Below are 14,556 nucleotides of genomic sequence, written 5' to 3'. Positions count from 1 at the left end.
CTCCCGAGCCGTGGCCCTGGCCGTCATCAGTAGTGGAGGGCGGCGTGCCCGCAGTCGGAGCAATTCACGTTCGCCTGCGGGCGAGGGGCCAGGGTGAACCGGGTGAGTAACGGCAGCCCTTCATCAGCACGCCCCGACCGTCTGATCACGTTGTCCGACGGTATCTTCGCGATCGCCATGACGCTCCTCGCCCTCGAAGTCAGGGTCGCGCCCGATCTGGACTCCGAGCAGTTCCACGACGCGCTGCGTGAGGCCGCTCCCCAGCTCGCCGCCTACGCGTTGAGCTTCCTCATCCTGTACATCTTCTGGCGCGACCAGCGTCAGATCCTGCTGATGTCCGCGAAGACGGGCGGTCTCCCCCAGCATCTGGCCCTCGCGGTGCTCGGCATGATCGCCCTGGTCCCGTTCCCCACGTCCATCCTCGCCGAGTACGGGACCCGCGAGCCGTTGGCGGTGGCGATGTACGCCGCGACCATCTGCCTCATCGATCTGCTGCAGCTCGCCATGTTCGCGACACTGAGGGGCCGGCACGGGGTACGCGCCGTGGGCGAGTGGCGGGACACCGCGGCGGACCTGGGTGCGACGGTCGTCGTGTTCGGGGCCTCCGTGCCCATCGCCTTCTTCGCCCCGCAAGCGGCCATGTGGTGCTGGCTCGCCCTTTTCCCCGCGAAGGCCGCCCTCGGCAGGCGGGAGCGGCTCCGGAGCACCCCGCAGGACAGCTGAACCCCGTGCCGTTCCCGTACGGGAGCACGCTCCGGAAGGCGGAGGCCCAGCACTCCGGTTCCCGGGGGCCGGCGGAAAGCCGCCCGAGGACCGGAGTGACTGAGGAGCGGTTCGGGATGGGGCGGGTACCTCCCGCTCGCTGTGCGAGGCGTTACGACGCGTCCACCAGGACCCGTCCGTCAGCGGGGGTGCGTGAGGTGAAGCCATTGGCGTAGAAGGACTCGACGCGGGACTGCTCGGTCGCGTTCGGGACCGCGTTCCGGCAGCTGGTACCGGCGCTGGAGCCGGACATCAGCTGGGAGCACGGGCCGGGCTTGGTGTCCGGCAGGCCAAGGCTGTGGCCGATCTCGTGGGCGGCGATACGGGTCTTGTCATGGCCCTGGGTGACCGCCTGGCTGCCCAGCTCCACCCGGACCTGGCCGCCCGGGCGCACCGGGCCGAGCGTGGCCTGCGGCCAGCCGCTGGTGGCCACGATCTGGATCTCGGCGCGCGTGCCGGGCGCGGCTTCGACCAGTTTGACGTTGTCGACGTTGGAGTTCCACGAGGCGACCCCAGCCGCGATCGCCGCCTCCCAGCCGCCCGCGCGACTGTCGTCGTAACGGATTGTCACCACCGCTGCTGCGCTCTCGGCGGCGCGCGGAGTCGGCGCCGGCGTGGCGTTCGCCGCCGTGACCGTGGTCAGGGTGATTGCTGCGGCGATACCGGCCGCCTTCAGCCATATCGAATCCAGCATTGCTGTCCCTTCACTCATGGGGGGGGCTCGGTCCCGGGCGGAACCGACAGTGCGGGAGGACGGTTGCTGCGAACAGGCCCGGCCGAAGGGCCGGTTACCGAACCTCCGGAGCCGCAGAACCTATGCCCATCAAGAAGGGTTCGCCATGCTCCTGTCATTCGACGTAGGCCGGAAACACACCTGTGCCCGACCGTGGGTCGGCAGCCCTCTCCCGTACCAGCCGGTACGAGGCCCACGCAGCCGTGGCTGGATAGCGCCTGTCCCCAGGGGCACGGGACAGCGCCGGGACTCTCGGGCAGCCGTGGCGCGTATCGGTGGCGGCGCCGGGTATCAGCGGCCTGTTCCGTACCCTGGGGGCATGCGCATGCGCCCCACTCTGAGCTGGACCCCCACCGAGGAGCTGTCGCCGGGCACCACCGATCTGGAGCCGGTCGCCGACGCGCTGAACAGTGGCGGTGTGCTGGTGCTGAGCGGGGCGGGCATCTCCACCGAGTCGGGCATCCCCGACTACCGGGGTGAGGGCGGGAGTCTGAGTCGGCACACCCCGATGACGTACCAGGACTTCACTGCCGACGCCCAGGCCCGTCGCAGGTACTGGGCGCGCAGCCATCTCGGCTGGCGCACTTTCGGCAGAGCCCGCCCCAACGCCGGCCACCGGGCCGTCGCCGCGTTCGAGCGGCACGGCATGCTCTCGGGTGTGATCACCCAGAACGTCGACGGTCTGCACCAGGCCGCCGGCAGCGACGACGTCGTGGAGCTCCACGGAAATCTGGGCCGGGTGGTCTGTCTCTCCTGCGGCACCCTCAGCGCGCGCCGCGAGCTCGCCCGGCGGCTGGAGAAGGCCAACGAGGGCTTCGCGCCGGTGGCCGCAGCGATCAACCCGGACGGTGACGCCGACCTCACCGACGAGCAGGTCGGGGACTTCCGCGTGGTCCCGTGCACCGTCTGCGGCGGCGTCCTCAAACCCGACGTGGTGTTCTTCGGGGAGGCGGTGCCCCCTGAGCGGGTCGAGCACTGCCGCGCGCTGGTCCGCGAGGCCTCCACGCTGCTCGTCCTGGGCTCCTCGCTGACGGTGATGTCCGGGCTCCGGTTCGTCCGCCAGGCAGCCCAGGCCGGACATCCGGTGCTGATCGTCAACAGGGATCCGACCCGGGGCGACCGCCACGCCGTCACCCGTATCGCGCTCCCACTGGGGACGGCCCTCACCACCCTGGCCGGCCGGCTGGGCATCCCCTTCGACGACGGGTCGGCCCGGACCGGGTGACGGACGGGAGGACCGGAGCGACACCGGCACGGTGAGGCCCAGCGCGATGAGTAGGGCCAGGAGAGGCACATGGTCCGCGCCCGCGACGGCCGGCGGTGCGATGCCTCCGTAGGCGATCGTCTTGACTGTGCACGCGTGCGCCCTTGTGCAAGCACGGCCGGGCAATGGGCACCCCACGGCCCCCGGGGCGGGGCCGTGGGGTGCGTGGGTCAGGCCGTGCCGGTGCCGCGGCGCCTGAGGAACCACCACAGACCGCCGGCCAGCACCAGGACGGCTACAGCGACACCGATCGGCAGGGCGAGCGATGAGCCCTCATCCTCCGTCGCGGCCGTCGCGCTGCCCGAAGGCGCCGGCTCGGCGGCCGCGGTCTCCGAGGCGGGCGGGCTCGAGGGCGAGGGTGCCGCCGGGGCGGAACTCGCACTTGGGGTGGGGGTGAGCAGCTCGGCACCGGGGGCGGCTTCCTTGAGTTCCAGCACGGGCGCGGAGTGTCCATGTCCGCCGCCGGTGGACTTCTCCACCTCGATCCAGCGGTCGACGCGGCCGTCGTCGTAGGACTGGAGGGTCTTGAACACCAGCGACTTCGCGTCCGGCAACTGCCGAACGACAACGGAGTACGCGGCGTCCTCGCCGACGGCCATGGCCGGGCCCGAAACGGTGAAGCCCTCCTTGGTCGCGGTGAACTTCCAGCCCTCGGGGCCTTCTTCGTAGGTGACGTCGGCCGGGGTGATGCCCTTGGGGAGGAACACCTCCAGTTTGTTGATGCCCGCGGAGGCGGACTCGGTCGCGGCGCTGAAGCTCAGCGTGACGTTCTCGGCGAGCGCACGGGCGCCCTCGGACTCGACCTCCACATGAGCGGACGCCGGCGAGGCGAGAAGGAGGCACGCCGTGATCGCGGCGGCGGCGACTCCGGCGCTCCGGCGGACGGTTCGGGCGCGTGCAGGGGTGGACACAGGTATCTCCCAGGGGGTGTGACGGTGTGGGGGCACGCTGAAGCGGGCCCGGGGGGAAGAGCGGCGAGCACCAGATCGTCGCGGGAGGTCCCCGGCGTACCACCGTGTGGTTGAGCGCTGTGCGGTTGTACGGCGATGGCCAGGACCATGCCCGTAGCGGGCCCGTACCGAGCTGCCGTCCAGGAAACGGACGTCCTGGGACCAGGTGCCTGAACCATCGGTCCAGCGTGTGGTCCAGGTGGCGCGCGACCGACTGGCACGCGCTGTCCGCACGCTGGAGGCACCAGCCCACCAGGAGCGACGCGATCGTGTGTCCGGCCGCCATCGCCACGGCGTGGTGATGGCCTGCGTGCCATGCGTGGTCGGCGCCGAGCCCGGTGTCGTGCCGGTGCATCACGGGCCGCATGGCGTTCGTGCCGCTCTGCACGGCCCCGAAGAACTGGTGCAGTGCGGCCTGTCCCGCGCCCGTGGCCACGACCACCGCGGGCAGAGTTCCAGCGCGCCCGGCGAGAGGAAGAGCGAGAATGAACAGCATCCCGCCCGCGAGGAGCACGGCGTGTCCTGGGACCGCTTGTCCGGACGCCGGATGATGAGCGCAGACAGCGAGTCCGGTACTGGTCACCGCGAACACCAGGGACCGGCCAGCCGCCACCGCCGCTCCGGCCCGGAGTTCTCGGGCGGAGCGTTCGGCAGGGGGCGCGGCGGTCACCATGGCCGCCCCATCATGAGGCACTGCAGGGCCTGTTCGGCACTGCGTTCGGAACGGACTTCCAAGATCCCGAGGAAATGCCGTGGCCGTGAGACCGGCGAGCGGTGTCGCGGTCCGGGACCGGAAGGCCCGTCCGTGCGTCAGACGATGGCGAGCCGTTCCACCAGCAGCTCCACCCGCCGCCCCGCGTCCCCGGGTGGCAGCCGTCCCGCCCGGGTCAGGGTCGCCAGCCCGTGCAGGGCCGCCCAGAACACCTCGGTGAACAGCGCCGGGTGGACGCCGTCCCCCGCGACCTCGCCGAGGCTCTCCAACAGGGCGGCGAAGGCGTCCTTCAGGGGCTCCGGGGTGTCCTCCTGGGCGAAGGCCAGGCCGCCGTCGAGCTGGAACATGGCGTCATAGACAGCCGGGTGGCGTTCGGCGAAGTCGAGGTAGGCGAGGGCGAGAGTGGTGACCCGGGCGCGCGGGCTGTCCGCGGCGGAGGCGGCGGCCCGAACCGCCGCGGCCATCTCGGTGGCGCCCTCGAGGGCGACGGCGCCGATGATCTCGCGCTTGCCACGAAAGTGGCTGTAGAGGACGGGCTGGCTGTACTCGATGCGCTCGGCCAGCCGGCGGGTGGTCACCGCGTCCCAGCCCTGCTCCTCGGCGAGTTCGCGAGCCGTCGCCACGATGAGGCGCTGCCTGTCCGCCCGCTCGCGCTCTTTGCGTTCCTGTACCGACATGAGGAAATCCTAGCACCGCTAGACAATCGAGCGACAGCAAGGCTAGCATTGAACTGTCACCTAGCAACGCTAGACAGCAGGAGGAGTCACCATGCTCAGCGCACTCGAGGTCTTCACCACCGTGACCGTCGGCGTCATGGTGGGGGTGGAGTTCTCCGTCGCCTTCTTCGTCAACCCGATCCTCGACGGCCTCCCCGGCGACAACGGTCTGCGCGGCCGCACCCACGGGGCCCGGCTGCTCGGCGCCGTGATGCCGTTCTGGTACATCGGCTCGCTCGTCCTCGTCGCCGTCTGGGCCGTCGCCGGATGGCACCACCACGGCACCGGCCTCGTCGTCACCGCCGCCGCGCTGCTGATCCTCAGCGTCGCCATGTCGGTCCTGCTGCTCGTCCCGATCAACAACCGGGTCAAGACGTGGACCGCCGACGGTCTCCCCGGCGACTGGAAGCAGCAGATGAACCGCTGGGACCGCTTCCACTACGTCCGCGTCGCCGTCATCATCGCCGCCTTCGCCCTGCTGGTCGGCGCCCTCGGCTGAGGGATCCCCCATCTGCGGCCCTTTGAGTGCCGAGCACGAGGGCAGGAGCGAAGAGAGCAGCACTCCGTAACGCCACGTGAGCGATTACTGGCCATATAGATGCTTTTAGGTAGTTTCCTGTGCGCTCAGTCGGGTACCCCGCAGTGAGGCGGAGCGCAGCGTTCCGCCTCACCGCATCAACCGTCGTTCTGGAGATTTCATGTCAGAGCAGCGCAAGAGTCCGTTCGCCACCGTCAATCCGTACACCGGGGAGACCCTCGCGGAGTTCCCGGCCATCGAGGGCGCGGAGGTCGACGCCGTCCTGGAGACCGCGGGCGGCGCCTTCGACGCGTGGCGGAAGCGGACCGTAGAGGAGCGTGCCGAGCTCGTCGGGCGCGTCGCCGAGCTGATGAGGGAGCGCAAGGAGACCTTGGCGCGCCTGATCACCCTGGAGATGGGCAAGCTGATCTCCGAAGCCCGCGGAGAGGTGGACCTCGCCGCGTCGATCCTGGCGTACTACGCGGAGCACGGGCCCGGATTCACGGCCCGCGAGCCGCTCGACGTCGAGGAGGGCGAGGCGTACCTCGTCAACGAGCCGCTCGGGGCCCTGCTCGGCGTCATGCCGTGGAACTTCCCGCTCTACCAGGTGGTGCGCTTCGCCGGGCCCAATCTGGTGCTGGGCAACACCGTTCTGGTCAAGCACGCCGGGATCTGCCCGCAGTCGGCGCTCGCACTGGAGGTGCTGTTCCGCGACGCGGGCGCGCCGGAGGGTGTCTATACGAACCTGTTCGTGAGCCACGACGAGATCTCCCGCATCATCGACAGCCCCGTGGTGAAGGGGGCGTCCCTGACCGGCAGCGAACGTGCGGGGGCCCAGGTCGCCGAACGGGCCGGCCGGAACATGAAGCCCAGTCTGCTGGAGCTGGGCGGCAGCGATGTCTTCATCGTTCTGGACGGTGAGGGTCTGGAACGTACGGTGGGTGCCGCGGTGGCCGGCCGGATGGCCAACACCGGTCAGAGCTGTGTGGCGTCGAAGCGGTTCATCGTGCTGGCGGATGTCTACGACGGCTTCGTCGAAGGGATGCGGCGCGCGTTCGAGGGCCTGGAACCCGGCGATCCGTCCGACGAGGCCACGACGCTGGGGCCGCTCTCGTCCGAGCAGGCGGCTTCCGGCCTGGCCGAGCAGATCCGCGAGACGGTGGAGCAGGGCGCTGAGCTGGTCATCGGCGGTGGCCGGATCGACCGTCCCGGTGCGTTCGTACAGCCGACGATCCTCACCGGCGTCAAGCCGGGCATGCGTGCGTACGCGGAGGAGCTCTTCGGCCCCGCCGCGGTGATCTACCGGGTCCAGGACGAGGACGAGGCGATCGCTCTCGCCAACGACAGCCAGTACGGCCTGGGCGGGTCCGTCTTCTGTTCGGACGTGGAGCGTGGCCGCCGGGTGGCCGAGCGGGTGGAGACCGGCATGGTCTGGGTCAATCACCCGACCTCGACCCAGCCCGATCTGCCGTTCGGCGGGATCAAGCGCTCCGGCTACGGGCGGGAGCTCTCGAAGCTCGGCATGCAGGAGTTCGTCAACCGCAAGCTCGTTCGCGTGCTGCCGCCCGATGCCGAACTGAGCGGCATCGCGGGCTGAGGAGCCCCCTGGCTTTGCCGCGCCCGCCCCAGGAGTGCGATTCCCATGGGCCCGGCGTACCCGGCCGCAGACGGACCCGTACGACCGGCCATCCCGTACACATCTCTCGCCGCCTTCCGAGGCATCGACAACAAGAGGAGTAACTGTGCCCGCAGTGCCCGACATCACCCTCAACAACGGTGTGACGATCCCCCAGCTCGGTTTCGGGACGTTCCAGATCCCGCCGGAGGAGACCCGCGAGACCACGCTGGCCGCTCTGGAGACCGGATACCGGCACATCGACACGGCGGAGATGTACGGCAATGAGCGGGAGGTCGGCCAGGCGGTCCGGGACTCCGGTCTCAACCGTGCCGACGTCTTCGTGACCAGCAAACTGAACAATGACGCGCACCAGCACGACGATGCCCTCCGGGCGTTCGACCGCACCATGGAGGAGCTCGGTCTCGAGTACCTGGATCTCTTCCTGATCCACTGGCCCCTGCCGGGTTCGGGGGACTTCGTGGAGACCTGGAAGGCCCTGGAGGAGATCTACCGGTCCGGGCGGACCAAGGCGATCGGGGTCTCCAACTTCCAGCCGAACCACCTGCGGCGGCTCCTGGCGAGCAGCACGGTGGTGCCCGCCGTCAATCAGGTCGAGGTGCACCCCTACCTCACCCAGGAGGAGGTACGGGCCTTCGGCGCCGAGCACGACATCGCCACGGAGGCGTGGTCGCCCATCGCCCAGGGCAAGGTGCTCTCCGACCCGGCGATCACCCGCATCGCCGAGCGGGTGGGCAAGTCGACCGCACAGGTGACGCTGCGCTGGCACCTGCAGCGAGGGGACATCATCTTCCCCAAGTCGGTGACGCAGAAGCGGATCGAGGAGAACTTCGAGCTCTTCGACTTCGAGCTCACCGAAGGTGACATCGGTGAGATCTCCGCCCTGGACCGTAACGAGCGGACCGGGCCCGACCCGGACACGTTCAACGGCTGACCACGGCGTCGGGATTCTCGTCGGCCCGGCCACGGAGTACGGCTCCGTGGCCGGGCCGACGTCTGTCCGCGAGGGCTTTCATCATCCAGTGGTCACTCGGTGGCCCAGGCGGAGGCAGGAACCATGCACACAACCGACGCTGCATCGGGGGCGCTCGGCGGTGCGATCGACGTACACGGCCACTTCGTCACCGGCACGCTGCGCGCCGCCATGCGGGACGCCGGGGTGGAGCATCCCGACGGCATGCCGGCCATCCCCGAGTGAAGTCCGCAGAGCGCGCTGCGGCTCATGGACGGGACGGGTGACCGGGCGGCCCTGCTCTCCGTCTCGTCGCCCGGTGTGCACTTCGGGGACGACGGCGCCGCGGTCCGCCTGGCCCGGTCGGTCAACGACGAGGGGGCGGCGCTGGTCGCCGAGCACCCGGGACGGTTCGGCCTGCTGGCGAGCCTGCCCCTGCCCGACGTGGCGGCGGCGGTGTCGGAGGCCGAGCGGGCCCTGGGGGAACTGAACTTCCACAGGGGAGCGGCGTGCACCTCTCCGACTCGGGCCACTTCTGGCCGTTCGAAGTCCCGGAGGAAATGATCACTGTCCTGCGGGATTTCCTCAAGTAGCAGCAGATCCCGGCGCAACGCGTCGGGCCTCCCCTCGGTCACCCCAGCGGGAGGGATCCGAGGAGAGGCCCGGGTGCGGCAGTGTGCGTTTCAGGCCGCGTCCGGCAGGGCGGCCAGGCCCTGCTTGACGTACCGGGTCGTCTCGTCGGCGAGGATTTCCGGCAGGCCCTTCTCGATGCCGCGCAGGGCCTGCGCGGCGACATCGGCGGGGTCGGCCTTCTGGTCGGCGGGGACGGTCGCGGCCATGTCGGTGTCCATGTATCCGACGTGCAGCGCCGATACGGCGATGCCGCGGGGTGCCAGCTCCTCCCGGGCCGCGTCGGTCAGCGCCCAGGCGGCGGCCTTGGCCGCGGCGTAGGAGCCGAGGCCGGCCGGGTGCAGCCAGGACAGGACCGACAGGACGTTGAGCACGGCTCCCCCGCCGTTGCCCTCGATGACAGGGGTGAAGGCCCGCGTGACGGCGAGGGGACCGTAGAAGTTCGTCTCCATCTCCAGGCGCACCGCGTCCAGGTCGCCCGTGAGGAGCGATGTGGCGGTGGAGACGCCCGCGTTGTTCACCAGCAGCGTGGTGTCGGAGGCGGTGCGGGCGGCGGCCCGGATCGACTCCTCGTCCGTCACGTCCAGCCGCAGCGGGACAGCGCCCGACAGGTCCACCGTCTCGGGCCGGCGGGCCGCCGCGTACACCTTCGCCCCGCGCTCCAGGAGCTGGGCGGCCAGATGCCGTCCGAGCCCTCGGTTGGCACCGGTGACCACGACGACCGCGTCCTTGAGTTCCATGTCCGCTCCTCGGGGGTGGCGCGGACGCCTGGCGACCCGCGCACTTTAGATTATGTCCATAATCTAAACACCGGGCTAGAATAGATGTCAACCGACATCCACATGGGAGGTGGCTCATGGGCCGCGTATCGCAGGCGCAGGCGGAGGAGAACCGCCGACGGGTGGTGGAGACGGCGTCGCGGCTCTTCCGGGAGCAGGGCACCCACGTCAGCGTCGCCGACCTCATGAAGGCGTCCGGGCTGACCCACGGCGGGTTCTACAAGCAGTTCGCCTCCAAGGAGGCACTCGTCGACGAGGCGACCGCCCACGCCTTCGACGGACTCACCCGGCGGCGCGACGACGGGCTCGAACAGCACGCCGGGCAGCGCTACGCCGCCCAGCGGGCACTGATCGCCACCTATCTCTCGGTGGAGCACCGCGACAGCGCCGCGGACGGATGCCCCGCCGCCGCCCTCGCCTCCGACATGGCACGCGAATCCGGGAACGACGAGGCCCGCCGCGTCTACGCCGAGGGCGTCGGCGACTTCGCCGAGTGGCTCGCGGCCGAGGACGAGGACGGTATCGCCCGGCTCTGCACCATGGTCGGCGCGCTCGTCCTGGCCCGGGGCACCAAGGGCTTCCCGATCTCCGAGGAGATCCTCACCGCCGCGCGCGAAGCGCTGACGACCGGCGGTCGATGAGCGCCACCGTCACCGCCCGCGCGCAGCGGTCGTGATCGCGCGGGCGGCAGGCGGGAGCCTCCGGCAGGCGGGGCGGTGCGCGGAGCGGGCGGTGTTCGCGGGCAGGCAAGGGTGGTGTGGGGTACGCCGGGCTACGAAGCGAACTTCCGCAGGTCCGCCGCCAGCGAGCTGATGGCCGCGGGGTTGCGCGGGCCCTCGACCAGGTCCACGTAGTCGAGGACGACGATCCGGTCGTTCCTGATCGCGGAGACGTCGGCGAGCGGCTTGTAGGACTTCAGGAACGCCCGCTTCTGCTCGGCGCTCGTGTCCCCGTAGTCGTTGATCACGATGACCTCGGGATCGCGGTCGACCACCGTCCCCCACCCCACAGTCGTCCAGCTGTCCTTGAGGTCCTTCATGATGTGGTCGCCGCCGGCCTTGGTGTTCCGGAAGCAGGTCGCCGTTGCCAGGGCGAAGGCCCCGACGGGGAGCGACCGCCCGCGTGTCTTCCTGTACGACGGGGCAGCCTGCCGGGGTCTCAAATGAAGCGCCTCCGGATTTCGTGTTCGCGGCGTCTCCGACGAGGAGGTACGGCGCCGAGCCGCGTGTCTCGTCGGTCACCGCGGGCAGCCCCGCCTGGTCCTCGCCGCCCTCGGCGAACTCGCCGATCCCGTCGTGCGCACCACCCTGGCCAGGGCGCTGGGCCCGGCTGCCGCCCGCCTGACCGATGACGAGCTCGCGTCGGTCCGCTTCCTCGCCCACCTGGAGAAGCTTCGGGCAGCGGCACCCACGCGACGGGGTTCCCTGGACGCCGCACTCCTCGACGACGTCCGGGAGGCCGCGCACCATCTGGAGGACATCGTGCACATCTGGGGCCGGGCCCTGTTCGGACTGAGGCGCGAGGACGAGACGTACGCCCTCGTGGCCCGCCTGCTCGCCGAACCCGCCACCCGGGACATCGGCGCCGACCTGGCCCGCGAGGCATGCCACGACTGGCGGATGGCCCCGGTCAGACTGCTGCCGCTGCTCGTCCGGCACCACGGCCGGAGGGCTACCCCGGCTCCTGGCGCGGCCCTCACGACAGCCTCGGTCTCGGAGGCGGCGATACGCACGCACAGAGCACTCCTCGCCGAAGTCCCCTTCACGCCGCCCCCGGGGGCCCGCCGCATCCCGTCCACCGTGCCGACGTACGACAGAGCTTCCGCGGCCGCGCTACTCGCCGCCAAGCCGGTGGGCATCGCCCGCCTCGCTCACGCCTCCGAGATCTTCAACTCCCTTATGGATACAGGCCCACTGACATTCTGTCAGGCGGCCCAGCTGTACAACCTGACCTTCCGTCGCCCCGGCCGCTCCCAGGCGGAGTGCGCCCCGCTGTGGCTGCTCCACGCCGGTCCTTCCGCACTGTGCCGGCTGCTGGACCTCATGACACCGCACCTGGCCGACTACACGGTCGGCGAGTACTACCTGGCGGGTCTCGCCCGGATGGGCAGCCACGCGCGCCCCGCACTGCGGACCGTGACGGAGCCGATCGACAGGCGTACCCGCGTCCCCGTCAACGACTCCACGCGCGACGCCGAGATGAGACTGGACGAAGGCCTTCTGGCCGCCGCTCCCAGTACCCGCCGTGCGATCCTCGCGGACGCCGCTCCGCCGTCTCCTCAATAGGTGGCGGCCGAGCGTTCTGCTCGGCGGGGCCGGGCGATAGGTTCTGGTCGCGAGGACGTCATCGTGGCTGACCACTGCGGGGGGCATCGTGAGCCGGGGGCCAGGGGAGAACGGGCTGCGCTGGATAGCGGACGCCTACGACATGGGCTTCACTCTTACGCTCAGCGAGGGGCTCTCACCGAACGAACTGCTGCGCAGCGTAGGCGCGGAGGAACGTCATATCGTCCCGCTGACCCGCTCCGCGGCGTACGACCTGCTGCTCAGGGACGAAGGGGACCACATCAGTGACCTGGACTTGCTGGACTGGGAAGATACGGCGGTGGTGGCCCGGCTGACGAGCGGGGGCTTTCTGCCCGCCCCGCCGGAGACCATCGTCCGAGCGGGCTCGGTGGCGGGCTGGGCGTACGCGCTGGAGGAGTTCGGCTGCCGTACGGGCACCTACGTCGGCGCACTGTCGGAGCGGGGACGGGCGTTCGCCGTGCATCGCAACGCGAAGGGCTTCAGTCGGGTCGACTACGGCTTCCGCGGCGAGGGGGTGACGTCGCTCGAACCGGGCCTGCCGCATCTGACGAACGGTGTCCCGGCGGAGGAGGCGCTCGGCTTCGTCCACGACGGTACGGGGGCGGGTGACGTGGCGTTCCTGCGGTTCCTGGAGGACGAGCTCGGCATCTGCCTCTCCTTCGAGGAGACGGAGGCCGAGCTGCTGTCGGCAGCGTTCCCTCACACTGCCGACGGATAGCGGCGCCGGGTTCCGCCCCCCTGTGGTGCGCGGTCGCAGGGGTGCCGGCGGGGGCTCGGCCGGGGGCTCGCTTCATATTCGTGAGTGGGTGTCATGAGTACGTGTACTCGTGCGGCCGGTCCAGCGCGCCACCATGCTGTGGCTTTCCGCCGAGTGGCTGAGGAGTGAACGTGACGGGTGTTCGGAAAATCGCGACGGTGGCGCTGCTGACAGTGTTCGGGCTCGCGGGGGCAGGTGTCGTACCTGCCGTCGCGGCGACGGTAGGGGGCCTTCTTCCTCATCCCGGCCCGGACGGGCTGGTGTGGGTGGAGGAGCGTACGGGGGACGGCGGTGTCGTGTCGGCGGGTGCATCGAACACGTTGCCGACCGTGCTCACGGTGGCGTGTGAGGGCGGGGGCGATGTGCGGGTGACGATGAAGTCGCAGGGGGTGCAGGTGGCCGCGTTCACGGTGGACTGTCCCGTGGGCAGTGCGGGTGTGGGCTCGGTGGCGATGGACCCGGGGGTGGTGCAGTGGGGTTCGTTCTCCGTGGGGGTCGACGCCTCGCAGGACGACATCCGGTGGGCTTTGACCGTGACGCAGCCCGAGTAGAGGGTTCCCTGGCGCGGGCGGGTCGGCGCGGAGGGCGTGGACCGGCAGGCCCGACTCGATTTCGTACGTTGCCGGGGTGACGGTGCCGCGTCGGGCTCGGCGCATCGGCGCGGGGATCGGCCCGGGGGGTGGCGCTCCTCCGGTCGAGCCCCGTACGGCAGGATGAGGCCATGAGCGTAGTCAAGATCAATGTGCTGACCGTCCCCCAGGAACAACGCGAGACGCTGGAGAAGCGCTTCGCCTCCCGGGCCCATGCCGTCGAGGGCTCGGACGGGTTCGAGTGGTTCGAGCTTCTCCGGCCCGTCGAAGGGACGGACAGCTACCTCGTCTACACGCGCTGGCGTGACGAGGAGTCCTTCCAGGCCTGGATGGAGGGTCCGATGAAGGCGGCCCACCAGGGCGGCGGCGCGGACGGCGGCGAGCATCCGAAGCCGGCGGCCAGCGGGTCCACCGTGTGGTCCTTCGAGGTCGTGCAGCAGGCCGGACCCGCCGTCGGCGCGTAGGCGGTACGTCGTGTGAACTGCCCTGCCGGGCAGGCCGACCGGTTCTCCGGCGCCTCCGGGCAGGGCAGCGCCGTCCTCACCGGGCGAGCGGGCGGCGCTACCGGCCGGCGAGACCACCCCCGAGCTGAACGCGTTCAAAGACCATGTCAAGGTGTACTCGTCAAGGCGCTGCCGTCTCGGGGCGTCCGTTTCGGGATGCGGTCGGGGGACTTGACGGTGAGAGCTAGCGGGCTGCGGTGACGACGGGGCGTCCTCGGGGGTGTGGGGGCGGCGTTGATGGTGTTGAGCGCTTGCGCCGGTCCGGCCCAGTACTACGCCGGGACCGGTGTGCACGACGCCACGGTGGGTGAGACCGCGGGGACCTGGGAGAACGTCGAGAACACGCGGCAGACGCTCCGCCGCGACGGCACCGCGTCCTTCCAGCACCTCGACGACCGGGACTTCGACTACGACGACGGCTGGCGGGTCTCCGGCACCGGGACGTGGAAACTGACCGACGACGCCGACGGGCAGGACATCCGCCTCACCATGACCGCCCGGACCGGAACCGGGACGCGGAGCGATGCCGCCGCCGTGGATGCCTCGGCCTCCGCTCCCGCGACGTACAGGTGGAGCATGTACGTCGACCGTGACGACCGCGACGCGTTGGCGCTGTTCTTCTTCATCGGTGATCCCGACAACGGAAGCACGTACGTGCTGAGGAAGGTCGCCGCACAGAAGGCGCCGGCCGCGGCAACCCCTGCTGCCGATGGTGAGTCCGGGCGGTAGGGGCGCTGCCAGCGCGGGCG

17 protein-coding genes and 1 pseudogene are annotated in these 14,556 nt (G+C 70.5%); 13 read left to right on the top strand and 5 right to left on the bottom strand.

Translation table 11 applies throughout. The features are described from left to right. Positions 1-93 precede the first annotated feature (93 nt). The gene (locus ACK8N7_RS36360; RefSeq protein ID WP_500445362.1) at positions 94-723 is read left to right on the top strand and encodes a TMEM175 family protein; all 630 of its coding nucleotides are present in this window, start codon (positions 94-96) and stop codon (positions 721-723) included. A gap of 151 nt (positions 724-874) precedes the next feature. On the opposite strand, the gene ACK8N7_RS36355 is transcribed toward ACK8N7_RS36360, so the two are convergent. After that, complete coding sequence (locus ACK8N7_RS36355) at positions 875-1,456, bottom strand: snapalysin family zinc-dependent metalloprotease (protein WP_500445361.1); 582 nt, start codon at positions 1,454-1,456, stop codon at positions 875-877. A gap of 358 nt (positions 1,457-1,814) precedes the next feature. On the opposite strand from ACK8N7_RS36355, the gene ACK8N7_RS36350 reads away from it, so the two are divergent. After that, a complete protein-coding gene (locus tag ACK8N7_RS36350; RefSeq protein WP_500445360.1) occupies positions 1,815-2,720 on the top strand; it encodes an NAD-dependent protein deacetylase in 906 nt (301 codons plus the stop codon). Positions 2,721-2,929: 209 nt separating this feature from the next. On the opposite strand, the gene ACK8N7_RS36345 is transcribed toward ACK8N7_RS36350, so the two are convergent. After that, positions 2,930-3,670, bottom strand: coding sequence for a DUF1775 domain-containing protein (locus tag ACK8N7_RS36345; protein ID WP_500445359.1), 741 nt, complete (start codon positions 3,668-3,670; stop codon positions 2,930-2,932). Between the two features lie 849 nt (positions 3,671-4,519). After that, on the bottom strand, positions 4,520-5,098 hold the full coding sequence (locus ACK8N7_RS36340) for a TetR/AcrR family transcriptional regulator (RefSeq protein WP_403218073.1): 579 nt from the start codon (positions 5,096-5,098) through the stop codon (positions 4,520-4,522). 91 nt (positions 5,099-5,189) lie between these two features. Between ACK8N7_RS36340 and ACK8N7_RS36335 the strand changes: the two genes are divergently transcribed. The 5 genes from ACK8N7_RS36335 to ACK8N7_RS36315 all read left to right on the top strand — a co-directional run bounded on the left by ACK8N7_RS36335 (position 5,190) and on the right by ACK8N7_RS36315 (position 8,806). Next, the gene (locus ACK8N7_RS36335; RefSeq protein WP_500445358.1) at positions 5,190-5,636 is read left to right on the top strand and encodes an anthrone oxygenase family protein; all 447 of its coding nucleotides are present in this window, start codon (positions 5,190-5,192) and stop codon (positions 5,634-5,636) included. Positions 5,637-5,835: 199 nt separating this feature from the next. Continuing rightward, the gene (locus ACK8N7_RS36330; RefSeq protein ID WP_403218075.1) at positions 5,836-7,251 is read left to right on the top strand and encodes an NAD-dependent succinate-semialdehyde dehydrogenase; all 1,416 of its coding nucleotides are present in this window, start codon (positions 5,836-5,838) and stop codon (positions 7,249-7,251) included. A gap of 145 nt (positions 7,252-7,396) precedes the next feature. Beyond that, positions 7,397-8,224 carry an aldo/keto reductase gene (locus ACK8N7_RS36325; RefSeq protein ID WP_403218076.1) on the top strand — a complete coding sequence of 276 codons (828 nt, stop codon included), beginning with the start codon at positions 7,397-7,399 and terminating at the stop codon, positions 8,222-8,224. Between the two features lie 123 nt (positions 8,225-8,347). Further along, positions 8,348-8,488 carry a hypothetical protein gene (locus tag ACK8N7_RS36320; protein ID WP_403218077.1) on the top strand — a complete coding sequence of 47 codons (141 nt, stop codon included), beginning with the start codon at positions 8,348-8,350 and terminating at the stop codon, positions 8,486-8,488. Between the two features lie 24 nt (positions 8,489-8,512). After that, the gene (locus ACK8N7_RS36315) at positions 8,513-8,806 is read left to right on the top strand and encodes a hypothetical protein (protein WP_500445357.1); all 294 of its coding nucleotides are present in this window, start codon (positions 8,513-8,515) and stop codon (positions 8,804-8,806) included. A 119-nt stretch (positions 8,807-8,925) separates the two neighbouring features. On the opposite strand, the gene ACK8N7_RS36310 is transcribed toward ACK8N7_RS36315, so the two are convergent. Next, positions 8,926-9,612, bottom strand: a complete 687-nt coding sequence (locus tag ACK8N7_RS36310) for an SDR family oxidoreductase (RefSeq protein ID WP_500445356.1) — start codon at positions 9,610-9,612, stop codon at positions 8,926-8,928. Positions 9,613-9,728: 116 nt separating this feature from the next. Between ACK8N7_RS36310 and ACK8N7_RS36305 the strand changes: the two genes are divergently transcribed. Then, positions 9,729-10,292, top strand: a complete 564-nt coding sequence (locus ACK8N7_RS36305; RefSeq protein ID WP_403218080.1) for a TetR/AcrR family transcriptional regulator — start codon at positions 9,729-9,731, stop codon at positions 10,290-10,292. 131 nt (positions 10,293-10,423) lie between these two features. Here ACK8N7_RS36305 and ACK8N7_RS36300 read toward each other — a convergent pair. Next, positions 10,424-10,714, bottom strand: a pseudogene (locus tag ACK8N7_RS36300) (ABC transporter substrate-binding protein); the annotation flags it as partial. A gap of 232 nt (positions 10,715-10,946) precedes the next feature. Between ACK8N7_RS36300 and ACK8N7_RS36295 the strand changes: the two are divergent. The 5 genes from ACK8N7_RS36295 (at position 10,947) to ACK8N7_RS36275 (ending at position 14,536) form a co-directional block, all read left to right on the top strand. Further along, complete coding sequence (locus ACK8N7_RS36295) at positions 10,947-11,936, top strand: hypothetical protein (RefSeq protein ID WP_500445355.1); 990 nt, start codon at positions 10,947-10,949, stop codon at positions 11,934-11,936. Positions 11,937-12,024: 88 nt separating this feature from the next. Next, positions 12,025-12,675, top strand: coding sequence for a DUF6461 domain-containing protein (locus ACK8N7_RS36290; RefSeq protein WP_403218082.1), 651 nt, complete (start codon positions 12,025-12,027; stop codon positions 12,673-12,675). 197 nt (positions 12,676-12,872) lie between these two features. Then, a complete protein-coding gene (locus ACK8N7_RS36285) occupies positions 12,873-13,265 on the top strand; it encodes a hypothetical protein (RefSeq protein ID WP_500445354.1) in 393 nt (130 codons plus the stop codon). Positions 13,266-13,435: 170 nt separating this feature from the next. Beyond that, positions 13,436-13,768 carry an antibiotic biosynthesis monooxygenase family protein gene (locus tag ACK8N7_RS36280; RefSeq protein WP_403218084.1) on the top strand — a complete coding sequence of 111 codons (333 nt, stop codon included), beginning with the start codon at positions 13,436-13,438 and terminating at the stop codon, positions 13,766-13,768. A gap of 276 nt (positions 13,769-14,044) precedes the next feature. After that, the gene (locus tag ACK8N7_RS36275; protein WP_500445353.1) at positions 14,045-14,536 is read left to right on the top strand and encodes a hypothetical protein; all 492 of its coding nucleotides are present in this window, start codon (positions 14,045-14,047) and stop codon (positions 14,534-14,536) included. The last annotated feature ends 20 nt before the right edge of the window (positions 14,537-14,556 follow it).

Origin of the sequence: Streptomyces griseobrunneus, assembly GCF_046713465.1 — a bacterium.
GTDB lineage: Bacteria > Actinomycetota > Actinomycetes > Streptomycetales > Streptomycetaceae > Streptomyces > Streptomyces microflavus.
This window is presented reverse-complemented; position numbering and strand designations above follow the sequence as displayed.

Bases quoted from the DNA above. Each gene is read 5' to 3' on its own strand.
- ACK8N7_RS36355 (WP_500445361.1), bottom strand. From the start codon at position 1,456: ATGCTGGATTCGATATGGCTGAAGGCGGCCGGTATCGCCGCAGCAATC.
- ACK8N7_RS36350 (WP_500445360.1), top strand. From the start codon at position 1,815: ATGCGCATGCGCCCCACTCTGAGCTGGACCCCCACCGAGGAGCTGTCG.
- ACK8N7_RS36340 (WP_403218073.1), bottom strand. From the start codon at position 5,098: ATGTCGGTACAGGAACGCAAAGAGCGCGAGCGGGCGGACAGGCAGCGC.
- ACK8N7_RS36335 (WP_500445358.1), top strand. From the start codon at position 5,190: ATGCTCAGCGCACTCGAGGTCTTCACCACCGTGACCGTCGGCGTCATG.
- ACK8N7_RS36330 (WP_403218075.1), top strand. From the start codon at position 5,836: ATGTCAGAGCAGCGCAAGAGTCCGTTCGCCACCGTCAATCCGTACACC.
- ACK8N7_RS36320 (WP_403218077.1), top strand. From the start codon at position 8,348: ATGCACACAACCGACGCTGCATCGGGGGCGCTCGGCGGTGCGATCGAC.
- ACK8N7_RS36315 (WP_500445357.1), top strand. From the start codon at position 8,513: ATGGACGGGACGGGTGACCGGGCGGCCCTGCTCTCCGTCTCGTCGCCC.
- ACK8N7_RS36310 (WP_500445356.1), bottom strand. From the start codon at position 9,612: ATGGAACTCAAGGACGCGGTCGTCGTGGTCACCGGTGCCAACCGAGGG.
- ACK8N7_RS36305 (WP_403218080.1), top strand. From the start codon at position 9,729: ATGGGCCGCGTATCGCAGGCGCAGGCGGAGGAGAACCGCCGACGGGTG.
- ACK8N7_RS36280 (WP_403218084.1), top strand. From the start codon at position 13,436: ATGAGCGTAGTCAAGATCAATGTGCTGACCGTCCCCCAGGAACAACGC.
- ACK8N7_RS36275 (WP_500445353.1), top strand. From the start codon at position 14,045: ATGGTGTTGAGCGCTTGCGCCGGTCCGGCCCAGTACTACGCCGGGACC.